Source organism: Syntrophorhabdaceae bacterium (genome assembly GCA_028698615.1).
GTDB lineage: Bacteria > Desulfobacterota > Syntrophorhabdia > Syntrophorhabdales > Syntrophorhabdaceae > Delta-02.
Map to the genome: position 1 here is coordinate 99649 of JAQVWF010000003.1, position 20549 is coordinate 120197.

Annotated in this window: 19 protein-coding genes; 9 read left to right on the plus strand and 10 right to left on the minus strand. The window is 54.2% G+C overall.

What is annotated here, in order from left to right:
• Nucleotides 1-122 precede the first annotated feature (122 nt).
• Entirely contained in the window at nucleotides 123-566 is a 444-nt protein-coding gene (locus PHC90_02335; GenBank protein ID MDD3845181.1) for a GNAT family N-acetyltransferase, read from the minus strand.
• A 180-nt stretch (nucleotides 567-746) separates the two neighbouring features.
• Between PHC90_02335 and ruvX the strand changes: the two genes are divergently transcribed.
• The 5 genes from ruvX (at nucleotide 747) to PHC90_02360 (ending at nucleotide 5113) form a co-directional block, all read left to right on the plus strand.
• The gene (gene ruvX, locus PHC90_02340) at nucleotides 747-1163 is read left to right on the plus strand and encodes a Holliday junction resolvase RuvX (protein MDD3845182.1); all 417 of its coding nucleotides are present in this window, start codon (nucleotides 747-749) and stop codon (nucleotides 1161-1163) included.
• Nucleotides 1144-2142, plus strand: coding sequence for an endolytic transglycosylase MltG (gene mltG, locus PHC90_02345; protein MDD3845183.1), 999 nt, complete (start codon nucleotides 1144-1146; stop codon nucleotides 2140-2142). Before ruvX ends, mltG begins: the two co-directional genes overlap by 20 nt.
• 14 nt (nucleotides 2143-2156) lie before the next feature.
• Nucleotides 2157-3338, plus strand: coding sequence for a beta-ketoacyl synthase N-terminal-like domain-containing protein (locus PHC90_02350; GenBank protein ID MDD3845184.1), 1182 nt, complete (start codon nucleotides 2157-2159; stop codon nucleotides 3336-3338).
• A 1-nt stretch (nucleotide 3339) separates the two neighbouring features.
• Nucleotides 3340-3747 carry a Zn-ribbon domain-containing OB-fold protein gene (locus tag PHC90_02355; protein MDD3845185.1) on the plus strand — a complete coding sequence of 136 codons (408 nt, stop codon included), beginning with the start codon at nucleotides 3340-3342 and terminating at the stop codon, nucleotides 3745-3747.
• A 184-nt stretch (nucleotides 3748-3931) separates the two neighbouring features.
• Nucleotides 3932-5113, plus strand: coding sequence for an HD domain-containing protein (locus PHC90_02360; GenBank protein MDD3845186.1), 1182 nt, complete (start codon nucleotides 3932-3934; stop codon nucleotides 5111-5113).
• Here the strand turns inward: PHC90_02360 and lexA are convergent.
• Entirely contained in the window at nucleotides 5110-5751 is a 642-nt protein-coding gene (gene lexA / locus PHC90_02365; GenBank protein MDD3845187.1) for a transcriptional repressor LexA, read from the minus strand. The two genes, PHC90_02360 and lexA, sit on opposite strands and share 4 nt — an antisense overlap.
• Nucleotides 5752-5904: 153 nt before the next feature.
• Here lexA and PHC90_02370 point away from each other — a divergent pair, with 153 nt between their 5' ends.
• From PHC90_02370 to PHC90_02380, 3 genes are read left to right on the plus strand one after another with little or no spacing between them, the layout of a single operon-like run.
• Entirely contained in the window at nucleotides 5905-7095 is a 1191-nt protein-coding gene (locus PHC90_02370; GenBank protein ID MDD3845188.1) for a hypothetical protein, read from the plus strand.
• On the plus strand, nucleotides 7092-7343 hold the full coding sequence (locus PHC90_02375) for a hypothetical protein (protein ID MDD3845189.1): 252 nt from the start codon (nucleotides 7092-7094) through the stop codon (nucleotides 7341-7343). Before PHC90_02370 ends, PHC90_02375 begins: the two co-directional genes overlap by 4 nt.
• A 10-nt stretch (nucleotides 7344-7353) precedes the next feature.
• On the plus strand, nucleotides 7354-10428 hold the full coding sequence (locus PHC90_02380; GenBank protein MDD3845190.1) for an error-prone DNA polymerase: 3075 nt from the start codon (nucleotides 7354-7356) through the stop codon (nucleotides 10426-10428).
• Here PHC90_02380 and PHC90_02385 read toward each other — a convergent pair.
• From PHC90_02385 to PHC90_02415, 7 genes are all read right to left on the minus strand, one after another.
• Complete coding sequence (locus tag PHC90_02385; protein ID MDD3845191.1) at nucleotides 10425-11339, minus strand: hypothetical protein; 915 nt, start codon at nucleotides 11337-11339, stop codon at nucleotides 10425-10427. The two genes, PHC90_02380 and PHC90_02385, sit on opposite strands and share 4 nt — an antisense overlap.
• Before the next feature lie 19 nt (nucleotides 11340-11358).
• Nucleotides 11359-11928 (minus strand): hypothetical protein, encoded by a 570-nt coding sequence (locus PHC90_02390; protein ID MDD3845192.1) that lies wholly within the window; start codon nucleotides 11926-11928, stop codon nucleotides 11359-11361.
• Nucleotides 11929-12135: 207 nt separating this feature from the next.
• Nucleotides 12136-12909: an acyl-CoA dehydratase activase gene (locus tag PHC90_02395; protein MDD3845193.1), complete on the minus strand. Its 774-nt coding sequence runs from the start codon at nucleotides 12907-12909 to the stop codon at nucleotides 12136-12138.
• A gap of 9 nt (nucleotides 12910-12918) precedes the next feature.
• A complete protein-coding gene (locus tag PHC90_02400; protein ID MDD3845194.1) occupies nucleotides 12919-13758 on the minus strand; it encodes an acyl-CoA dehydratase activase in 840 nt (279 codons plus the stop codon).
• Nucleotides 13759-13798: 40 nt separating this feature from the next.
• Entirely contained in the window at nucleotides 13799-15130 is a 1332-nt protein-coding gene (locus tag PHC90_02405) for a 2-hydroxyacyl-CoA dehydratase family protein (protein ID MDD3845195.1), read from the minus strand.
• Between the two features lie 23 nt (nucleotides 15131-15153).
• A complete protein-coding gene (locus PHC90_02410) occupies nucleotides 15154-16317 on the minus strand; it encodes a 2-hydroxyacyl-CoA dehydratase family protein (protein MDD3845196.1) in 1164 nt (387 codons plus the stop codon).
• 155 nt (nucleotides 16318-16472) lie between these two features.
• Nucleotides 16473-16787 (minus strand): hypothetical protein, encoded by a 315-nt coding sequence (locus PHC90_02415; GenBank protein MDD3845197.1) that lies wholly within the window; start codon nucleotides 16785-16787, stop codon nucleotides 16473-16475.
• Nucleotides 16788-17215: 428 nt separating this feature from the next.
• Between PHC90_02415 and PHC90_02420 the strand changes: the two genes are divergently transcribed.
• Nucleotides 17216-18325, plus strand: a complete 1110-nt coding sequence (locus tag PHC90_02420) for a geranylgeranyl reductase family protein (protein MDD3845198.1) — start codon at nucleotides 17216-17218, stop codon at nucleotides 18323-18325.
• Nucleotides 18326-18355: 30 nt separating this feature from the next.
• Here PHC90_02420 and PHC90_02425 read toward each other — a convergent pair whose 3' ends face one another.
• Entirely contained in the window at nucleotides 18356-20491 is a 2136-nt protein-coding gene (locus tag PHC90_02425; protein ID MDD3845199.1) for a PAS domain S-box protein, read from the minus strand.
• Nucleotides 20492-20549: the final 58 nt, after the last annotated feature.

Below are 20549 nucleotides of genomic sequence, written 5' to 3' on the forward strand. Positions count from 1 at the left end.
TCTGCCTGAAGCCTGAAACCGCCTCTACGTAAGAAGGCCGGGGCTGCTGGTGCCTTTATAGCCCCGGTCTTCATGTGGTATATACCACGGGGCCGGCAAGAGTCGGCCCTTTGCAGACTGTTTCAGATCTTCATCTCGAGATTGATCATGTCTCCCCTTTTGAAACCCATCCTGTCAAAGAATCGGAGGAGATCCCAATCTCTCCAGTTCACGAAGACGTAGATCGTATCGACGCCAACCTTTTTGAACATGGAAAACATCTCCCGGAAAAGAAGTCTGGCGACGCCTTTTTTTTGATACTCTTTCCTGATGCCCAGGGTGTCTATCCATGCAATGTTTTCGGGTATGCCGTATTCCCAACCGCTGGCGCTGCCGAGAATGAACCCGATGACCCGGTCGTCTAACTCAGCGGCAAGCGAGGGGATCCCGGACACCTCGGCCCTCTCCAATCTGACCTCCCAATAGTCCCTTCTTTTTGTCCCGAGGAGTGATTCGTCGATATCGGTGACGGCATCCAGATCTCTTAAAGTAAGCACTTTCAACTTGACGGGCCCAATGAGATCCACGGCTCTATGCCTCCCGCGCATTACTTCTTTTCTTACTGTCGAGTATAGCAGACAAAAGACGGATGTCAATGAGCGTGAAGCGCAAGGAGCAAGACAAAAACGGTCACACCTTGCCTTGCACCTTACGCTTCACGGGTTGTTTTGTTCTTGAAACAAAAGCAAAAACTGCTATAATAATTGATGCGTATACTGGGATTGGATGTGGGGGACAAGAAGATCGGGGTATCTTTATCCGACCCCACACTTTCGATCGCCCAGGGCTTAAAGTTGTACCGCCGCGCTTCCCTCGAGGAGGATGTCGAGGAGTTCAAGCGCATCGTGAAGGAACATGAGGTCGGGGAGATCGTTATCGGCCTTCCCAAGAACCTGAACGGCACAATCGGAACAAGGGCGCAGAAAGTCATGGGGCTTGCCGACACGATCCGTGAATCGGTGGCCATACCCGTTACCCTCTGGGACGAGCGCTTCAGCACGAATGAGGCACACAGGGTCTTCGACATGGCTGAGGTGCGCCACAAGAAGAGAAGACCTTATCTGGATATCATGGCGGCACAGATAATTCTGCAGGGATACCTTGATGCTCGCAGCGCGCGATAAGAAGACCATCGTCATCGCCATCATCATATTCATTTTCTCGCAGACCCTGATATTTGCCTGTACCCCCCGGGATAGCGACCGGTCGACACACTCCATCGTTGTTAAACAGGGCACGGGGGTCAGGGAGATAGCCGATATCCTTAAGAAGGAGGGCTTTATCTATTCATCGACGCTCTTCACCATCGGCTCTCTCATTTACAGAGGCCGGCTCATAGCCGGTGAATACGAACTCAGGCGGGACATGTCCGCCATTGAGATAGTCATGAAGATGGGACAGGGCAAACGGAAGATCTATGCCCTGAAGATCATCGAGGGCCACAATATATACACCATAGCTGAGACCATCGACCGAAGCGGCATCATGACAAAGCAGGAATTCCTCGAGCTTGCCATGAACAGGACATATCTCGACAGCATGGGCATCCGTGCCGATTCTCTCGAAGGATATCTGTTCTCGGACACCTACTTCTACAGCAAAGAGATCGACAGGGAAAAGTTCATTGAAGGGATCGTACGCAGAACGATGAGGATATTTAATGACGAAGGCATCCAGCAGAAGATGGCCTCTCTCAACATGGACATACACAAGACGCTCACCCTCGCCTCAATGATCGAGAAAGAATCTAGGGGACCTGAAGAGAAACCACTGGTGTCCGCTGTGTTCCACAACAGACTTCTGCGCGGCATGTCCTTTGACTGCGATCCCACGGTCATTTATGGAACGAAAGGTTTCGGGGCCCCCATCAGGAAGGTCGACCTTGCGACCCGCACCCCTTACAATACCTATGTGTTCAAGGGGTACCCCAAGGGACCGATCTGCAACCCCTCAAGGGTCTCCATAATGGCGGCGCTCAACCCGGCGCCTGTCGATTATCTTTATTTCGTCTCCAAGAACGATGGCACCCATGTCTTCTCGCGAGACATGGCTGAACATAATAGGTTCGTTGAAATGTATCAGAGAAACAGGACAACACAATAATAAAGGAGGAATGTATGGCAAAAGATGTTGCAGTTATTGGCGTTGGCCAGAGTTCATTCGTCAGGGGCTATGAAGGCTCCATAAGGGAACTGGCCTTCGAAGCCTTCAGAGAAGCAATGCAGGACGCAAACCTCACTACCAAGGACGTGGATGCATCAGTATTCTGCTCTGCCCCCGAATATGACAAGCAGAGATCTCCCGCGGGCGTGCTCGCAGAGTATCTCGGACTTGTCCCTCAGCCGACATTCTACGTAGAGACAGTATGCTCGTCAAGCACAGTTGGCGTCAAGATCGGTTACAGTATGATCAAAGCCGGTCTCCACGACATCGTCGTCGTCTGCGGTTTCCAGAAGATGTCCGAGATCACCTCTGCCGAGTCCCAGGAAAGAATGGGTCGCGGCGGCGACATCCAGTGGGAAGCCCCCTTCGGCACCATGATGCCCGCCTATTACGCGCTCTATGCCCAGGCCTACCTGGCGAAGAACGGCCTTACCCTTGACGACCTCAGGGATGTAAGGGTAAAGGCAGCCACCTACGGCCAGATCAATGAAAGGGCCGTATACCGCAAAGGCGTAAAGCCTGAGGATTTCGATCCTAAAAACCCCGATGCAAAGATGGCAGGCCCCGTTGCCTCACCGCTTCGCGTCGGCGACTGCTGTGCCAACGCGGACGGCAGCTCATGCATCATCCTTGCCAGCGCAGAAAAGGCAAAGATATTCTCAAAGAAACCCGTCTGGATCCTTGGCATAGGCGCGGCGTCAGAGGTGGTCAACATGGCGGCCAGGCCCGATTTCTCCAAGGGCATCCAGGTTGCAAAGGCAGCAGCCAACGTTGCCTACAAGATGGCAGGCGTAGGCCCGAAAGACATAAACGTCGCAGAAGTCCATGACTGCTTCACCATCGCAGAGATCATGGCATACGAAGGCCTCGGATTCGCACCCGAAGGCGACGGCAAACAGCTCATCCGGGAAAAGGCAACGTACAAAGAAGGCAGGATCCCCGTGAACGTAGACGGTGGTCTCCTCTCAAAAGGCCACCCGATCGGAGCCACAGGCGGGTCGCAGATAAGAACGATCGTCCTTCAGCTCCGGGACGAAGCCGGCCCGATGCAGGTCAAAGATCCTCAGATCGGCCTCAACCACAATATCGGCGGGGTAGGCCTCTACGGAAACGTCACAATTTTTGGGAGGGACTAAGATGGGATTCGATAAATTTGGAAGAAAAAGCTTCACCAGTTTCACCAAAACAGGAAAATTCGTCGACCTCCTTGCAGAAGGCAAGGTAGAAGGCACAGTCTGCAAGCAGTGCGGAGCGAAATATTTCCCTCCCAGGGCCGACTGCGCAAAATGCCTCTCGAAAGAGATGGATTGGTTTGGACTGCCCCCGAAGGGCACCCTCGAGACCTTCACCACGGCAATGTATGCTCCCTTCGGCTTTGAAGCCGATGCGCCTTACACGATGGCAGTCGTCGATTTCGGCGGCGGCCTCAAGGCCTTCGCCCGTCTCTCAAAGGACTTCGCCGACCCGAAAATAGGCATGGACGTTGCGGTCAGGCCCCTCAAGTATGATGACGGCCAGATAAGCTTCGAGATAGCAAAAGCATAAGAAAAGAGTGCCAACAAAAAAGGCTGCCTCCGGGCAGCCTTTTTTGTTGTTCCATGTTTCACGTTTCAGGCTCAGGACAAGAATCAGTGTATCTTGTTTTTACTTGAAACATGGAACATGAAACTCTCTCTTCCCTTATCCCGCCATTTCTTTTACAATGAATAATCACGAGGGGGAAACAATCTTGACCAAGTCGTTCATATTGGAGCTGTTCAGCGCGGCGGCCATGCAGCGCTGGAATGACAAGATACGGCCCGTGGAGCTCAAGGAGCTTGACAAACAGGCTCACAAGATGACAATTGCCTATTTTCTTGGCAAGTTCGAAGAGTCAAAGGCGGGGTTCAACTGGCTCGAGGTTATTGAGGGTGGGCTCTTCGAATTTTTGGAAAGACTTGTCATAACGGACCTGAAACCTCAGATATTCAACAGGATTAAGGAAGACAGGAAACGGTACGAGGAACTGACGAAATGGGTGTACAAGAAGTTGGAACCTGTTATTTCCCCCCTGGGCAGCGGCTTTCTCGAGCGTTTCAGGCACTATTTCTCCAGCACAGACAATACGATCAACAAACGGATCATCAATGCCGCTCATTTTTACGCCACCCGTTGGGAGTTCGGCATTATCGAACGTGCCAACCCAACCGGCTACGAGATACCGGAGATCAGGGGTTTCCTGCAGCAAAGGCAGGAGCGTTATTACGACCTGACGGGCATCCAGCAGCTTGCCCTGTACGAGAAATATCGGAACTTCCTCGACCTCTGCGGCCAGCTGCGTTTCCAGTACCGCTGGAGCCATCTCAACATGATACCCCGCACCTCGGTGCTCGGCCACATGCTCATCGTCGCCATTCTTTCCTATCTCTTCTCCCTTGAGATCGGCGCCTGCCCGAAGCGCTGCTTCAACAATTATTTTACAGGCCTTTTTCACGACCTGCCGGAGGTGCTTACCCGGGACATAATATCCCCCGTCAAACGCTCCATCGAGGGCCTCGACTCCCTCATCAAGGCCTACGAGAAAGAACAAATGGATAAGGAAGTCTTCAACCTCATTCCTTCCGGATGGCACGGGGAGATGAAAACCTTCACCGAAGACGAGTTCAGCAGTATTGCCCTCGTCAACGGCACCATCGTCAAGACCGATACGGAAACCATATCCCGCCAGTACAACGAAGATCATTTCAATCCCCGGGACGGGGCCATGGTAAAGGCCGTCGACGACCTCACCGCTTATGTCGAAACCTTCTGCTCCATGGAAAACGGCGTCAAGTCCCCGGAACTCTCGGAGGCCCGTCTGTCAATCAGTGAGAAATACAGGAATGTCATGATAGGCGGCATACACTTTCCCACCCTTTTCGGACAATTCTAGAAGACCGTTTCAAGTTTCAGGCGCAGTACGGCGACCACCCTTCCCTGGATGCGGACGTTGGCCCCGTCGTGGTACATGGGGAGCATGTAGGGATTGCAGGGTTGGAGCCTTATCTTGTCTTTTTCGAAATAGACCTTCTTGAGGGTAACCTCCTGCTCGTTCTCAAGCCAGCATGCCGCCACATCGCCGTTCTTTATGTCGGCCGCCTGTTCCATCACCACAATGTCCGAATCGGCGATCATGGCATCCACCATGGAGTTTCCCCTGACCTGAAGGGCGAAAAGGTCCTTCCCGCCCTTGAAGACCTCCCGGGGCACGTCTATCATCCTTTGCGCCTCGGAGCTCCATTTGTCCACCGACGGTACCCCTATGGGCTGACCGGCGGCTATGACACCGAGAAGGGGTACCTGTGGAACCTCCCCCTCTTCACCGACAACACCGACGCTTCTGGACCTGTCCTTGTCTCTTGTTATCAGGCCCGCCTGCTGCAGCTGATCGAGGTGATACTGCACCACGGAGGGACTCTTTATCCCGCAATGACGGGCAACCTCCCGCACCGACGGGGAATAGCCGTTTTCCCGCCGGAAGGTCCTGATAAAGCCGAGTATCTTCTCCCTTGTATCCGTCCTCCGAGACATGGCACCCTCCTGTTAGAACAAGTGTACTACATCACAAAAGGGGAAGAAAGAAAAAAGTTTCAGGTTTCAGGTTGAAAAACAAACAACTGAAACCTGAAACAATCTTTAAAAAACCGCTTGCCTTAGTAGAACATTTGTTCTAGACTGTTTGTTATGCGAGTGGTTTGTGTTCATATTCCTCATTTTCATTTGCAGGCGGAATATCTGAAGGATCCCGATCTCAGGAAAAGGCCCGTTGTTATCGTGGGCATGCCAGAGGAGAGGGGGTTTGTCATCGATTGCTCCGAGGAGCTTGCACAAAGAGGGGTTGTGCCCACGATGCCCTTCAAGGAGGCATACCATCTCTGCTGCGATGCCACGCCTGTCCTTGCGCGAAGAAGGGAATACGGGCTTCTCTGGGAGAAGGCCCTCTCTTCCATCGCCGGTATAACACTGCGCATGGAGCCAAGAGAGGAAGGAACGGTCTTTCTCGACATTACACGGCTCCCCGGCATGTATAAAAGCGAGGAGCAGGTTGCATCGGCTCTCGGGCGCATGATAGGGGATCAATTTCACCTCGACGTGAAGATCGGCGCCGGGAATTCCCGCTTCATTGCCTTCGAGGCCGCGCTTTGCGCCTCGACGGGCGTTCTTGTCATCCCTTCAGGCACGGAAAGGGAATTTCTCTCCCCCCTGGGTGTTGCCCGTCTGCCCATAACGGCTGATGTGCGTGACAGGCTTCACCTCCTCGGCCTCCATTCTCTGCGGCAACTGAGCGCCTTCACGCTTCCTGCCCTGACATCCCAATTCGGCGCCGCGGGAAAAGAGTTGTGGGAACTCTCCAACGGCGTCGGGGAGCGCGGCAGGATACCCTGTGCCTTCGCCATTACCGATGTCGACCGGGAACTGGTATGCGACGAACCGGTCTGCTCAAAACAACAGATCAAGGCAGCCCTTCTCGACCTTCTTGACGGGCTTTGCCTCGAGCTTGAAGAACTCGGCAAGGCATGCCGCACTATAAAGCTCGTATTCGATCTCCAGAACAGGACCTTTTTTGAGAAGCAATTTTTTCTGCACGCACCCACGGTCCACAAGGAGGACATGCTGCGAAGGATCATGGCCGGGGTGGAAGGGGTGGAACTTGCAAGCCCCGTCCGGATAATGAGCGTTCGCGCGGGCGCCCTTGTGAACCACACGGGCAGACAGGAAAAACTCTTCCGGTCTCGTTCGGGCTTTGAAAAAAGCATGAAGGACATCAGGGGGTTCTTGAAGACAAAATACGGTTCCATGCCTATTGCACGGGTCGTCAGGAACGACAGCGGCACCCTTCTGCCCGATGACAGGTTCATCTTCGTCGAGCCATGAAAGCTTCTCCTTTTGATCCCCAGCCCGTAGAAGTGGTTGCCGTCAACGATCTGCCAGTGCGTGTCACTTTCAAGAAGAAGCGGCAGAAGGTCAGGGATGTCGTCAACATCTGGCGTGTTGATGACACCTGGTGGCGAAAACAGGTTGTTCGTATGTATTATACCCTGGAGCTTGAGAGCGGCAGCCGGATCACCGTCTTTCAGGAACTGCCGGACGGTACATGGTACCGGCAGAACTGGACCGCCTGAAGAAACCGCCATGTATACCGAACTGCATACCCACTCGAACTTTTCCTTTCTCGACGGAGCCTCTCCAACCCACAGTCTTGTCAAACGGGCAGCGTTCCTTGGTATGGAGGCCCTTGCCATAACGGACCACGACGGGCTCTATAACGCCTGCATCTTCTCGAAGGCGGCAAAGGAAGCGGGGATAAAACCCATCATCGGAGCGGAACTAACCCTGGAAGGAGAGCACCACCTGACGGTTCTCATAGAAAATGCCAAAGGCTACGCAAATCTCTCACAGCTTATCACCCGGGCACATCTCGCCGGATCCAAGGGAAACCCCGTTCTTTCCGAAGGGGAACTGCCCGGCTGCACGGAAGGCCTTATATGCCTGTCGGGATGCACAAAGGGAAAAGTTTCCCGCCTTCTCATGGAGGGCGAAAAACGTGCGGCCTATGAAGCAGCGCAGGGATATGCAGCCCTTTTCGGACAGAAGAATTTTTACATCGAGATCGAGGGTCATCTGCTGCCGGAAGACAAGCGCCTGTGCCTGCAGCTTGCCGATCTGGCACACGCCCTCGGCCTTAAGGCCATTGTATCGAACAACGTCCACTATGCAACAAGGGCCGAGCATATCCTTCACGACGTCCTCACCTGCATAAGACACCGCGTACCCCTCGACAGATCGGCCCCCTTCCGGAGATTGAATTCAGAATTCTATCTCAAGGACCACAGGGAGATGATGCGGCTCCCCTGGCTCCCCCGGGAGGCAATAATGAGGACAAGGGACGTGGCAGATCGCTGTGTCTTCGATCTCGACTTCTCTTCCTTTTCCTATCCCCGGTTCCCCCTGCCGGAGGGAGAAACGGCCACGGGGTTCTTAAGGGGTCTTGCCCTGGAAAAGGCCCGTGCGCGGTACGGCGCCCTCACGGAAGAGACCCTCGCGAGGATCGACGACGAGATCGTGCTTATCGAGGAAAAGGGGCTTTCGGGATATTTCCTCGTTGTCTGGGATATCGTCGAACATGCAAAGACGATGGGCATATCGGCGCAGGGAAGGGGTTCGGCGGCAAGTTCCGTTGTCGCTTATGTCCTCGGGATCACTCCCGTCGACCCCATGAGGCATAAACTCTTTGTGGGGCGCTTTCTTAACGAGCTCAGCATCCCCGATATCGACGTCGATATCGCGACGAACAGAAGGGAGGAGGTTATCCAGTACGTTTATGATACATACGGGCGTGATCATGCCGCCATGGTCTGCACCTACGTGACCTTCCAGGGACGCAACGCGATACGCGAGGTAGGAAAGGTCCTGGGACTTCCCGCGCACGTGCTCGACAGGATGGCAAAAACGGTTTCAGCCTATGGGGGCCGAGGCGCCATCGACTCCCTGAAGGAGGTTTCCGAGTTCTCGCCCTATCTCGATTCCGGGGCCTGGGAGCACTTCGGCGACATCTGTACGAAGATAGCCGATTTCCCGAGACACCTTTCCATACACGTGGGAGGCATGATCCTCACTCCGCGGCCCATATCCGAGATCGTACCACAGGAACACGCCCGCGCGGAAGGAAGGATCGTCTGTCAATGGGACAAGGATTCCGTCAATGACGCGGGTCTCATCAAGTTCGACCTTCTCGGCCTGAGGATGCTTTCCCTTATCGATGACGCAAGGGAGCTTGTTCGTGAACACAGGGGGATTGCCCTCGACTTCGACAGCCTCCCTCCCGACGACCCCGAGGTTTATAAGCTCATCAGCGAAGCCGATACCGTCGGCGTCTTCCAGGTGGAAAGCCGGGCTCAGATGCAAACCCTTCCCAAGGTAAGACCCCGGTCTTTAGAAGACCTCACCATGGAGGTGGCCATCGTGAGACCCGGCCCCCTGCAGGGCAATATGGTTCACCCCTTCATCCGTCGCAGGCAGGGCAAGGAACCCGTCACCCATCTTCACCCCAAACTGGCCCCCATCCTTGATGAAACGCTTGGAGTGATCCTCTTCCAGGAACAGATACTCCAGGTGGCGATGGCCATAGCCGGGTTTACCGCGGGCGAGGCCAACAAATTGCGGAAGGCAATGGGGCGCAAGAACGCCCGCGAGGAACTCATGAAATGGCATGAACGTTTCGTTGAAGGGGCAAGGAAACAAGGGATAGCAAGCGTACTTGCGACGAAGATCTTCGACCACATAAGCGGTTTTGCCGATTTCGGCTTCTGCAAGAGTCATGCTGCCAGCTTTGCCATCCTCTGCTATCGTTCGGCATACCTGAAACGGTACTATCCGGCGGAATTTTACTGTGCCCTTCTCAACAATCAGCCCATGGGATTTTACACCCCCGAGGTGATAACGGGGGACGCAAAACGGCACAATGTTCCCGTCCTTCCCGTGGACATCAACAGGAGCATGTGGAACTGCTCCATCGAAGAAGGGTCTTTAAGGACCGGCTTCAGGTACGTGAAGGGCATAGGAGAAGAAAAGGGCAACCGTATCCTCAAGGCTCGGCAGGGGGGTCCCTTCACATCACTGCAGGACTTTGCCGACAGGGCCGGGATCGACAATCAACCAACGCAAACTCTTGTCGCCGTGGGGGCGTTCAGCGCTCTAAAGACATCGCGAAGACAGCTCCTCTGGGAGGCCGGAACGCTGCGCACGACGGGACTTGCGGGATTCGCTGGAAGCGAGGGACAGGAGAGCCTCCCCATACCCGAAATGAATGCGGCGGAAGAAACGATAACCGATTATGCCTTCCAGGGGTTTTCCGCTTCACGCCACATAATGGAACTCTACCGAAAAGCCCTCGACAGGCTGGGAGTGCTCACAAGCAGCGGCCTCATCGATTGCCGGCCCGGTGCCGCCGTGCTCACCGCCGGCTACATGGTGTGTCTCCAGATGCCTCCCACCGCGAGGGGACGGTTTTCCTTCATGACCCTCGAGGACGAAGAAGGCCTGATCAACGTCGTGATAAGGCCGGAGGCCTACAAAGCCCACCGGACCATCATACGCCTTGAACCTTTCCTGCTCGTGGAGGGGGTCGTTGAAAAGAGGGACGGGCTTATCAATGTCCGGGCAAACAGATTTGTGAGTTTAGGGGAAATCCTGTCAAAAGGGGCTTAAGGTTGTGCGACTGTGATCGCGAACTCCTTTTCCAGCTCCATGTTCTGCAGGAAATGATGCTTGACGTATATGCGCACCATGGAAGTCCCTTCCTTCCGGGCCTTCAACTCCCGTGCAAGCCACGTCTCCGAAACAACCCATCCGTCTTTGTCAATGAAATCGCGCCGAACCCTGGCATCCTGAAGGACCGCGATCGAATCCCCCTCAACCTTTACATCATAGAAGGGGCCGCTTTTGCTGCCCTCCTGCCCGTAGTGCAGAAGGGCGCTCTGCCCTGGAGGCAGCGTCCCGCCGTCGCCAAGGTCAAAAAACGTAAAATTCCTTGCAAGCATACCGCCATCCCATTTGTCCCCGTTGACGGTGAGCACGTTCTTGCCTTTCTTCCAGGCAGGATCGAAAGAAACGGTCTGTATGTCGCCGGTCGACGGTCTCGCATGGATCTCCTTGCCATTGAAGAATATCTTCACCCCGGTGACGTTGACCAACACAATGCTCAGCTTCTCCCTCCGTGTGATTATTTCCCGGCTTCCCGTGTACCCCAGAATGGTGATAAAAGGCATCGGCGTCCAATCGAGGCTGCCCCTGGCCTCCAGTTGTTTTCCACCGGCGATGCATTTCACTGTGACAGATTGTCTCTGTGTTCTTCCCGGCATGAAAATGAAGTCCGCCATGCTGCGGTCCCCCGAGAAACCGCCGGACCTTTGTTTCGTCCTGACGGGTTTCCCGTTTATCTCCACTGTGAATTTGGGATCCATCCAGGTCTTCGGGAATTCGACGGACACGACCGCGTATATACCGCTTTTGACGGGCTCAACGGAGATGATCCTGAGGCCCTGTGGCCGCCCGTCTGCACGGACGATCGAAATGAGGAGAACGATGAACACCCATACAAAAAGCAACCTCTTTGCCATAGCTGCTCTTCCCTCAGCGCTACTGTATTCTTGCGAGTATCTTCATCGCCGCCTTCGTGGAGAGGCTGAGGTCCTGCTCGGTGCGGGCTTTCTCCATGGCCTCCTTGCTTTTGAAACTGCCGGCCAGATGGTCATGGACAAGTATGGTGAGAAGATGGCTGCCCTTAATGACCCAGAGGTCATGGCCGTTCCAGAAGGCCTCGTCTCCCAATCCGCCGATACTCTTCATTTTCTGCGCCGTACCGGGATTCCCCATACGGGCCCTTTTCTGTCTGTCGAAGACATCCCTGGCGGACTTGAATATCCCCTCGCCCCTGATCTCGTCGGAAGAGGAAACCCTCAGTTTCGCGTTGAAGGAACCGCCTTTTTTCTTAAAGAAATAGGTGCAGTTATTACCCGCCGGGGCGGATACCTTGCCCGCCCTCTGCGATGAGGCGGGCTGATTGAAAAGCGCCTCAGCATCAGCCCTGGTAAAAAGCGCACAGGCATCAGGAGAACCCGCGGCACATACCGGAGCGGAACCGAATATCACTGTCATGATGACCACCACCGCAAGGACCACGCCCGATAGAATCACGCATTTCTTCATAACGCCTCCTTAATAAAAACAGCTCCAGCCGCCTGAACAGCCTGCGCCTGAACCTTAGAAAACAATACTACTATAAAATGCGGTCAGAATAAACACTCTCCGGAGACCTTCACCCACCCTGTCAGCAATGAGTTTTGTCAGGCCCGGCGGAAATGATGACCCGGGTTTTTTGGCGTGATGCCTGAGGCTTGAGACCTGAGACCGTCTTTAGAGTTGTTCTCTGGCCAGGAGCGCGGCGCCGAGGGCGGCGGTTATCTGGGGCACTTCAGGAACAAGGGCATCTGTTCCCAGCTCCGCCGCTATGGCCTTCACGAGTCCGATATCCATGGCGCCCCCGCCCGTTACGGCACAATCGGGAGTAAGGCCCACGCGTATGACGAGAGTGACTATCTTCGATGCCATGGCCTTGTGGATCCCCGCCAGGATATCCGCTGGCGTCGCACCTTCCGATATGCGTGAGACCGCCTCGGACTCGGCAAAAACAGCGCAACCCGTGGTGAATTCGACGGCCTTCCGGGCCTTCAGGGAAAGCTCCCCGATGTCGCTCACGTTCATGCCGAGGATACGCGCCGCCACCTGAAGGAATTTTCCACTCCCGCCGGCACACTTCTCATTCATTATGAAGTTGGCAAGTTTTCCCTCATCGTGGAGACGGATGGCGCGGGAGTACTGCGCCCCCACATCCATGACCGTCCTTACTGAAGGGAAAAGATAATGAATACCGATGGCATGACAGGAGATGTCCGTGGAAGTCTCGTCGGCAAAGTCGACCACGTTGCCGCCGTACCCGGCGGCAACCGTCCGGGCTATATCGCCTTGGCTGAGGTTTGCCTTCTCAAGGGCAACCCGGGCGACGGCCCTTCCTGCCTCACGGTAATCGCCCCCCGACGGCATGACGGCATAAGAGCGAATCTCGTTCCCTTCAAGGATAACCGCCTTTGAATAACCGGAACCCACATCTATACCGAGTACGTGCGCCACGTCAATTCCTCATTTAAAGAATGTCGCCTCATCAAGCTTGTGACCACAACGGGTCGGCCTTAGCCCCTCGGCGGCGTATTTTACGAAGATATCCCTGCCCATCAAGGCAGCGCCCAATGCACCCGTTATGAGGGGCTCCGGAGGCACCAGAAGCGGTCTCCCGAACTTTGTTTCCAGCGCCTTCACGAGACCGATGTTCTTGGCCCCTCCGCCGGTTACCGCAATCTCCGGCTCAACGTTGAGCTTCTTAACGAGTGAATAGACCCTCGTGGCCACCGCATCGTGAATGCCGGCCATCAGGTTCGCGATGGGTTCTCCGCTAGCCAGCCGGGAGATTATCTCCTGTTCCGCGAATACGGTGCACGTGCTGCTGACGGATGCGATCTTCTCCGCCGTCAGGGAAAGTTCACCTATCTTTTCCAGGGGTACGCCGAGGGAATCGGCGATGATCTCGAGAAAACGCCCCGTACCGGCGGCGCATTTGTCGTTCATGACAAAGTTCATCACCTTGCCGTTTTGGATCTTGATGCCTTTACTGTCCTGGCCGCCGATGTCGACAACCGTTCTTACAGAGGGGAGGAGGCTGTGCAAGCCTTTTGCGTGGCAGGTGATCTCAGTGATCTGTCGGTCTGCAAAGGGAACGTTGATCCTGCCGTATCCAGTCGCAACTATGTATGTCAGGTCTTCGAAGGAGAGGCGCGCTTGATCGAGCGCCTCCTCCATCACTCTGTTTGCCAGCTTTCGGTGTTCGGGGCCCGTGGGCCCTATAAGCGACGCCTCGATCCCGTCACCCACGATCACCACCTTGGTCATGGTGGAGCCGATATCAACACCGGCAAAATAATCCATCTGATACCGCTCCTATTTCGGTTTGCGGAAACTCAGGCCTTTAGCCCTGTCTCTTTTTATGTGCCGCGAGAGCCTCAATAAAGGCATCAATCCTGTTGTGGGTATCCGCCTCGTTATAGGAACTGATATCAACAATATCACCCTCCATGATGAGGATGGGGATGTCCTTGTATACCTTCTTCAGCGTGGCGGCCTGCTGCATGATGCCGGCATGCCAGCTCCGGCATGAGAAAGCGGAGTGGAAAACCGCGCCGTCGCACTTGTAATCTTCGATATACTCGATGATCCGCTCTACCTTCGGCGTCGAACCGGAACGCTTTCTTGCCGCATCGTACCAGTGTGTCCAGTATCTCACCCATCTCCAGGCAATGTGTTCAAGGGGGTCATTCGTCTTCGGCAGGTCCAGGCGCTCGATCTTTTCACAACCGCGATAGGTCACTTCCACGGGGAAGACAACGCCTTTGCCGTTGAAATACTGGAAATCTCCCAGTGCGAACCAGCTCGGAAGTCCTGCTGCCCAGATGATCCGGTACTTCTCGGGACTGGCCACACCTACTCCGTCGGCAATCTTCTGCCTCAGTTCAGCATTGAGGTCAACGTAGAAATCGTACGCTTCCTGGGTCCCCAGGTTGAATGTCAGCGGGACCATTGTGTTCATGGCATCGCCGGTGTCCATGGGTGTCGGGATGTGCTTGCGCAGTTCATATGTGTCGATGAAAAGGTCCCAGGTCTTGTCGGAAAGCTCTACTGTGGCTGCCAGGCGATCCCAATCCATCTTTTTGCCCGTTATCTTCTCGCAAAACTTGACGGTCTCGCGAAGTTCCTCGGCGGCGTACTTTACATAAATAGCTTCCTGCTCATGGTGGTCTACATTAGGGTCCCACGGCGGATAATACATGTTGGTGACAAAGACAGGGACATCCTGCTGATAGTGCTGTGTCGCCTGGGGCCATTTGAAGCGCGGGTCACACAGAAGCTGGCCGTTGCCGAGCATCATGTCCGGCCGGCCCATGCCGCCCCACGGTGCGCCTTCCGGCGTCGCTCCGCCCAGTTCTTCGCGCATCATGTCAAAGCCGATGTTGCAGGTTGCGTAGGTACACAGGGACCGGGAGAAGTTGTCCGACTCTGCTTTCTGGAGATACTTTTCCGCATCGCGTTTTGCCGCACAGACGCCGGAGAAGCTTTCACCCCATGCGGGGACGATGTCCATGGCACGCATGATCTCATCCTGACCGTCGGCGATGAAGGCCGCGGCCACTTTCTTCCCTTCTTCCTTCGCTTTTAGTGTTGCAGACAGGTTGCCCCGCACGAATTTCGGTATCTTTGCCGCCGTTGATGTTGCAACTGCTCTTCCTTTTTTTTCTTCAGCCATAATGTGGTTCTCCTCTCTCTCGGTTATGCGATCATTTCGAGGAACGCCTCGATCCTGGTCTTCACCCTTGCCAGGGATGATGTGGAATACTCATCCTCCAGGTAGAGCACAGCCGCTCCTGCCGCTTCGATGTAGCTCTTGATAGCCGGTACCTCAAATCCGTAGGGGTCGCAATACTTGTAGATGAAGAGAATGGCTCCGTCCACCTTGAATTCGTTTACGTATTTTTTCATGTGACCGAAACGTTCCTCAAGAATGCCCTCATAAGTATCCGCCGAACCAACGAATGTCGTCGGGATCTTCAGTTTTCTCAGGTAACGCTCCGCAATACCCTGGACCGGATCGGCGGTGGCGTCGACATCCTGCCAGTACATCTTGGCGCCGAGGGACAGGTCGTCCATCACCAGGTAGGCCCCTGTTGACTCAATGGCATCGATAACTGCGACATCGTCGATCTGGTCGCCTATGATCATAATGCGTTTGGCCTTTGGGTTGGCTGCCGCTGGCTTGCGCTCTTTCACCTCTTTTGTCACGGCCTCGATGAGGGCGCTCGACTCTTCCACGGGAAGGCTCATGGCCGCCACGAGGACCTTCATCATCTCGGAGCCGGAAATGAGGGGAGGATTTGATTTCCTGAGATCGTAAAGCTCTCTCATGAGCTTTCTGTTATGATTGTGGGCCGTTACCGCTTTGGCGATGGCCTCGTCGGTGATCTTCGTGCCGGTGAATTGTTCCAGAGTCTTGATGAATATCCGCAGGATCTCTTTCATGAAGGCGATCGACGGGTCATCTGTCACGTGAGGAACATTGAGAAAATGCCAGTAGGGGAGCTTCAAGGCGTAGGCCCAGGTCTCGTTCGTGCGGTCGATGGAATCACACTGATGCGGGAGGACCATTCCATCAAGGAAATCATACTTGCCCTTGACTGCGGCATCAAAAACGTTCCGTACAAAAGGGCACACGATCGTTTCCATGTACGCGTCACCCTTGGAGATCGCTTCGGAGACATTCCCTTTGAGCCTGACCGGCACAACACCTGCCGCCGTCATTATCTCAATTGGGCCAAGGGCGGACAAATATCCGATCACCTTCTTCCCTGAGGCTTTCAATTCTCTCGCTCTGGACCCGTACTGGGTATAGAGTTTTTCGGCGGCTGCTAAACCATTACCGTCTCGTATATCTGTCATCTTCACTCCTTATTCACCCCGGCCTTGCATGCCGATGCGGGGTCTAGTGTGTATGGGATTGCCAAGCGAGGCTTACGTGTGGGGCCAATCTTGGCACACAATTCTAACGGAACGGATTGCCTTTGTCAATGAGTTATGTGAAGCTTTTCACACAATCAGGCGCAAGGCACACTGTGCTGGAAAACATCACTACCCTCCCGGACGACTTTGATGATGACCTTCTTCTTTCTGTCCACATCGAAATCAATCACGTGCTTGTCGTGTGGCATGCAGCCGAAGATCTCCACGATGCTTTTTTCCTGGATGCCAAGACAGGACTCCGGCTGAACCATCGGTGTTCCTCTCCTGACATCGAGTTTTATCACCCGCTTATAATCCACGGGGATACAGCCAAAGACCTCGATCAACGTCTTTTCCAGCTCTCTAAATTTCAGGTTAGTGACTGTTTGAAGCGACCACGCCCTTGCCATGACATCCTCCTGCCCGCTCGAAACGCATTGCCAAACATGCCGATAAGATACCTTCCTCAATTTCCGGTCCTGCTGCCTGTTATGACCCAAACAGCTATAACCGGTACCTGATTGTATTATGAAGCAAAGGATGTGCCAGAGGTGATTCCTCAATAGTCTTCCAATCTTACGGCAATCAGGGGTACCGTATCCTATCGCATATGACAGAATCATACTGACGCATATGTCAGCCATATTCATTTCTGCGATATATGTCAGCATCTTTGTGACATGAGAAATAACCCATGATTATCGTCCCTAACCCTTGGTGCGCATCGCTCAGAGGGATCTATGGTTAGATCGATCTGTTGAAAAATAGCCATCGGTACACTATAATCGTTGCATAGAAAAGGGATATTTTCGGGTTGATGCGGGAATAATAATTCACTATGGATCAATATGACTGTGTAATCGTTGGCGCCGGACCGGCCGGTGCGACCTTCGCCCGCAGAAGCGCGCTCAAGGGGCGCAAGACCCTCCTGATCGAAAAGGAGTCGTTGCCCCGGAAGAAGGTCTGCGGTGGCGCTGTTACTCCGGCAATACGGGACCTTTTCGATTTCGATCATCATGGGACGGTTGAGCGGGTCGTCAGGGGGATCGCTTTCGTTTCCCGCGATGAGACCGAAGACTGCTCCTATTATTGCGACAACATGGCAGTCGAGATGGTGAGCCGAAGAGACTTCGACCATTATCTGGTCAGAAAGGCCGTCGATGCGGGGGCGGTCCTTGCCGAAAAAACCAGGGTCATCTCCGTAAAGGAATCCGCCGGATACGTGACGGTCGTTACCGATAAGGGCGATGCGATCGCTGCCCCCATCCTAATCGGGGCTGACGGCGCGCGAAGCATCGTTGCCGGGAGCTCCGGCCTGGGAAAAGGTCACGGCGGCATTGCCCTGGAAGCCGAGGTCTATCCCCGGAACAAGGATGTTCTTGATGAGCACGGCAGCCACGCGGTCTTCGGCTTCGGGTTCATACCGAAGGGATACGGCTGGGTCTTCCCCAAAAAGGATCACTTTTCCGTGGGCATAGGCACAGTTCGGGAGCACATGCCCGGATTGATCTCTCTCTACCGCCAGTTCAAGGCACGGTTCGATTTCCTCACAGACGCCGTCGAGAGCGACAGAAGAGGTTGGTTCATACCCTTCTGCAATAGCTCGGGATCGATGAACACGCACAGGATATGCCTGGTAGGGGACTCTGCCCATCTTGTAGACCCCTTCAGCGGAGAAGGGATCTACTATGCGGTGCTGAGCGCTGCCATCGCCGCGGAAACCGTGTTCGAAGAGCTTGAAAAACAGGGCCGGTTATCCCAGCGGTACACAAAAGAAATAGCAAAGCGCATAACAAAGGACTTTGGCCATGCAAGACGGTATCTCGATATCTTTCATACATCACCATCATTCTTTTACAAAAAGGAAAAGGTCATCCGCGCCCTTACCCGGCTTTCCAATAAGGAGATAAAATACGGGGACATCTTCAAGGAACTGCGCAGAAAGTGAAGAGTAGGGAATCGACGTTCCGTCAGTTCTTCACTTCTCGCTCTTCGCTGGAAATAATACCCTGATGGTTGTTCCCTTATTCGGGGTGCTGTCTATGAAAATAGCACCGCCGTGGGAGCGAACAATCCCAAGTATGGCCGGCAGGCCAAGACCTCTGCCCAGGAATCTCGTTGAATAGAAGGGTTCAAAAAGATGCTTTCGCGTCGCTTCATCGATGCCGCAGCCCGTGTCGGCCACCTCGAGAAAAACGAACCTCCCCGGAGCGGCCTGGCTGTCTTCAATCGCATTTCCTTTCAGGCGTCCGTTATCGCAATCCTCTACGCCGGTGCTGACGATGATGGACCCTTTCTTCGGCCCTATGGCCTCGAAGGCATTTGTGATCAGATTGATGGCAACCTGCTGGACCTGATTCACGTCGGCATTGATGCTCGGCAGATGCATGGCGCCGTTGAGATGCACCTCAACGTTGCCCTCGATGGATGCCCTGCACAGGGCGAGGCTTGTCTGCGCTACCGTGTTAAGGTCGACTTTCTTCTTCGCGGAAATAACGGACTTGCCTGCATACGCCAGCATCCTCGACGTGAGATCGCCCGCTTTTTTCGACGCATCGAGGGCCCCGTCGATATAGGAGATCGTGACAGGCGATCCTTTCTTTAGCTCTATCAATACGATCTCAAGACTCGCCTGGATGACGGTGAGGATGTTGTTGAACTCATGGGCCAACCCACCCGCAAGCACCCCAAGGCTCTCAAGCTTCTGTGAGTGAAGGATCCTTTTCTCCATTTCCAATCGTTCCTTTTCGGCCGCCCGCTGATCGCTGATATCGCGGATCGATGCCTGAAGTACCTCCTTTCCCTGGTAGGTCATCCTGGAGAGCAGAACGGCAGAGGGAAATTCCGTGCCGTCCACTTTTTTGTGGATCCATTCAAAAGCGTGGGAGCCTTTGTCGAATGCAATCTCCATCATTTCCCTCGCCTTAACGGAGGACAAAGACCCATCGGGCTGGTATTCCGGTGAGCCATTTTCGACGGTACGCTTAAGGAACTCATCCTTCCCGGAAAAACCAAAGAGCTTCGCCGCTGCAGCGTTCAGATCGATGGGGGTCCGGTCGCGCGACAGAATGATGATGGAATCCACGGATGAATCAAAAAGCGCCCTGTAGCGTTCCTCGCTTTTCCTGAGAGACTCTTCGGCCTCTTTTCTCTTCGTCTCTTCCGACAGTATCTTCCATGCCCTTGCACCAAAATAGGATGAAGGAATACTGAAGAGAATAAGGATGCCGAAAATGATCAGGAGGTTTGACCTGAACTCGCTCAGGGCACCTACCACTTCGCTGTCAGGCGTAGCGATCACGATAGACCAGAAGGTGTTTACCAGGTTGATCGGCACATATACGGCATGTTTCACCTCCGATGCCGTCTTTCTTCCCCGGACCATATCGTATTCATAGGTGGTGATCCCCTTTTTCCCCTCCATCATCTCCCGCGCCATGGACAGGATGGAGGGGAAATCCTTGCAATTCTCAAATACCGATCTGCCGTTGTGTCCCGGAACGGGGCAGAACAGTTCTATGCCTTCCTTGCTGATAAGCCAGGCATAACCATCCCGACCGATCCGTATGTTCTCCAGGTATTCTCTGGCGATATGCTCAAAGCGGATGAGAAAACCCAGTGTGCCCTTGAATGTCTCTCCATCGAAGACGGGCACGTGGAGCGCGATCGTCCTGAACCCCTGTACGGCAGTGAACACGTCGCTCATGACGGGTTTGTGCGTCTTCAGTATCTCCCTCATATGAGGCTGGAACGAAATATCCCGGCCTATGCTCTTTGCATCATAGGGAAATGTGTAGACAATACGCCCTTTCTCGTCGACCCTGGTCACGCCGGCGACATTCTCGGAAAAGGCATTATAGATGATCTCCATGCTCGCCCTGCCTTCGTGGTTCAGGTTTACGACGTGCCTCTGCGCCGCATTCCTGACAAGGCTGTCCCTATGGAACCGGAAGAACCCCTCGATGCCTTTTTTCGTTTGCAGGGCAATGATGAGCTGCTGATCGTTCAGATTATTGATGGCATCTTTCCTGGCCCTGTTATAGAAAAGGCCGAAAAGCGCCGCGCACACGACGAGGACAGATAAAAAAAGAACAAGCCAGTATCTGTATTTCACCCTGAATCCTATGAGCCTATGACCCCATAAATGTGACTAAATGCATAGGATATTGATA

What these genes read in the sequence shown, in the direction of transcription:
- PHC90_02350 (MDD3845184.1), top strand. Translation starts at nt 2,157, where the DNA reads ATGGCAAAAGATGTTGCAGTTATTGGCGTTGGCCAGAGTTCATTCGTC.
- PHC90_02390 (MDD3845192.1), bottom strand. Translation starts at nt 11,928, where the DNA reads ATGAAGAAATGCGTGATTCTATCGGGCGTGGTCCTTGCGGTGGTGGTC.
- PHC90_02415 (MDD3845197.1), bottom strand. Translation starts at nt 16,787, where the DNA reads ATGGCAAGGGCGTGGTCGCTTCAAACAGTCACTAACCTGAAATTTAGA.
- PHC90_02355 (MDD3845185.1), top strand. Translation starts at nt 3,340, where the DNA reads ATGGGATTCGATAAATTTGGAAGAAAAAGCTTCACCAGTTTCACCAAA.
- PHC90_02410 (MDD3845196.1), bottom strand. Translation starts at nt 16,317, where the DNA reads ATGACAGATATACGAGACGGTAATGGTTTAGCAGCCGCCGAAAAACTC.
- PHC90_02420 (MDD3845198.1), top strand. Translation starts at nt 17,216, where the DNA reads ATGGATCAATATGACTGTGTAATCGTTGGCGCCGGACCGGCCGGTGCG.
- PHC90_02370 (MDD3845188.1), top strand. Translation starts at nt 5,905, where the DNA reads ATGCGAGTGGTTTGTGTTCATATTCCTCATTTTCATTTGCAGGCGGAA.
- PHC90_02385 (MDD3845191.1), bottom strand. Translation starts at nt 11,339, where the DNA reads ATGGCAAAGAGGTTGCTTTTTGTATGGGTGTTCATCGTTCTCCTCATT.
- ruvX (MDD3845182.1), top strand. Translation starts at nt 747, where the DNA reads ATGCGTATACTGGGATTGGATGTGGGGGACAAGAAGATCGGGGTATCT.
- PHC90_02405 (MDD3845195.1), bottom strand. Translation starts at nt 15,130, where the DNA reads ATGGCTGAAGAAAAAAAAGGAAGAGCAGTTGCAACATCAACGGCGGCA.
- lexA (MDD3845187.1), bottom strand. Translation starts at nt 5,751, where the DNA reads ATGTCTCGGAGGACGGATACAAGGGAGAAGATACTCGGCTTTATCAGG.
- PHC90_02400 (MDD3845194.1), bottom strand. Translation starts at nt 13,758, where the DNA reads ATGGATTATTTTGCCGGTGTTGATATCGGCTCCACCATGACCAAGGTG.
- PHC90_02380 (MDD3845190.1), top strand. Translation starts at nt 7,354, where the DNA reads ATGTATACCGAACTGCATACCCACTCGAACTTTTCCTTTCTCGACGGA.
- mltG (MDD3845183.1), top strand. Translation starts at nt 1,144, where the DNA reads ATGCTCGCAGCGCGCGATAAGAAGACCATCGTCATCGCCATCATCATA.
- PHC90_02375 (MDD3845189.1), top strand. Translation starts at nt 7,092, where the DNA reads ATGAAAGCTTCTCCTTTTGATCCCCAGCCCGTAGAAGTGGTTGCCGTC.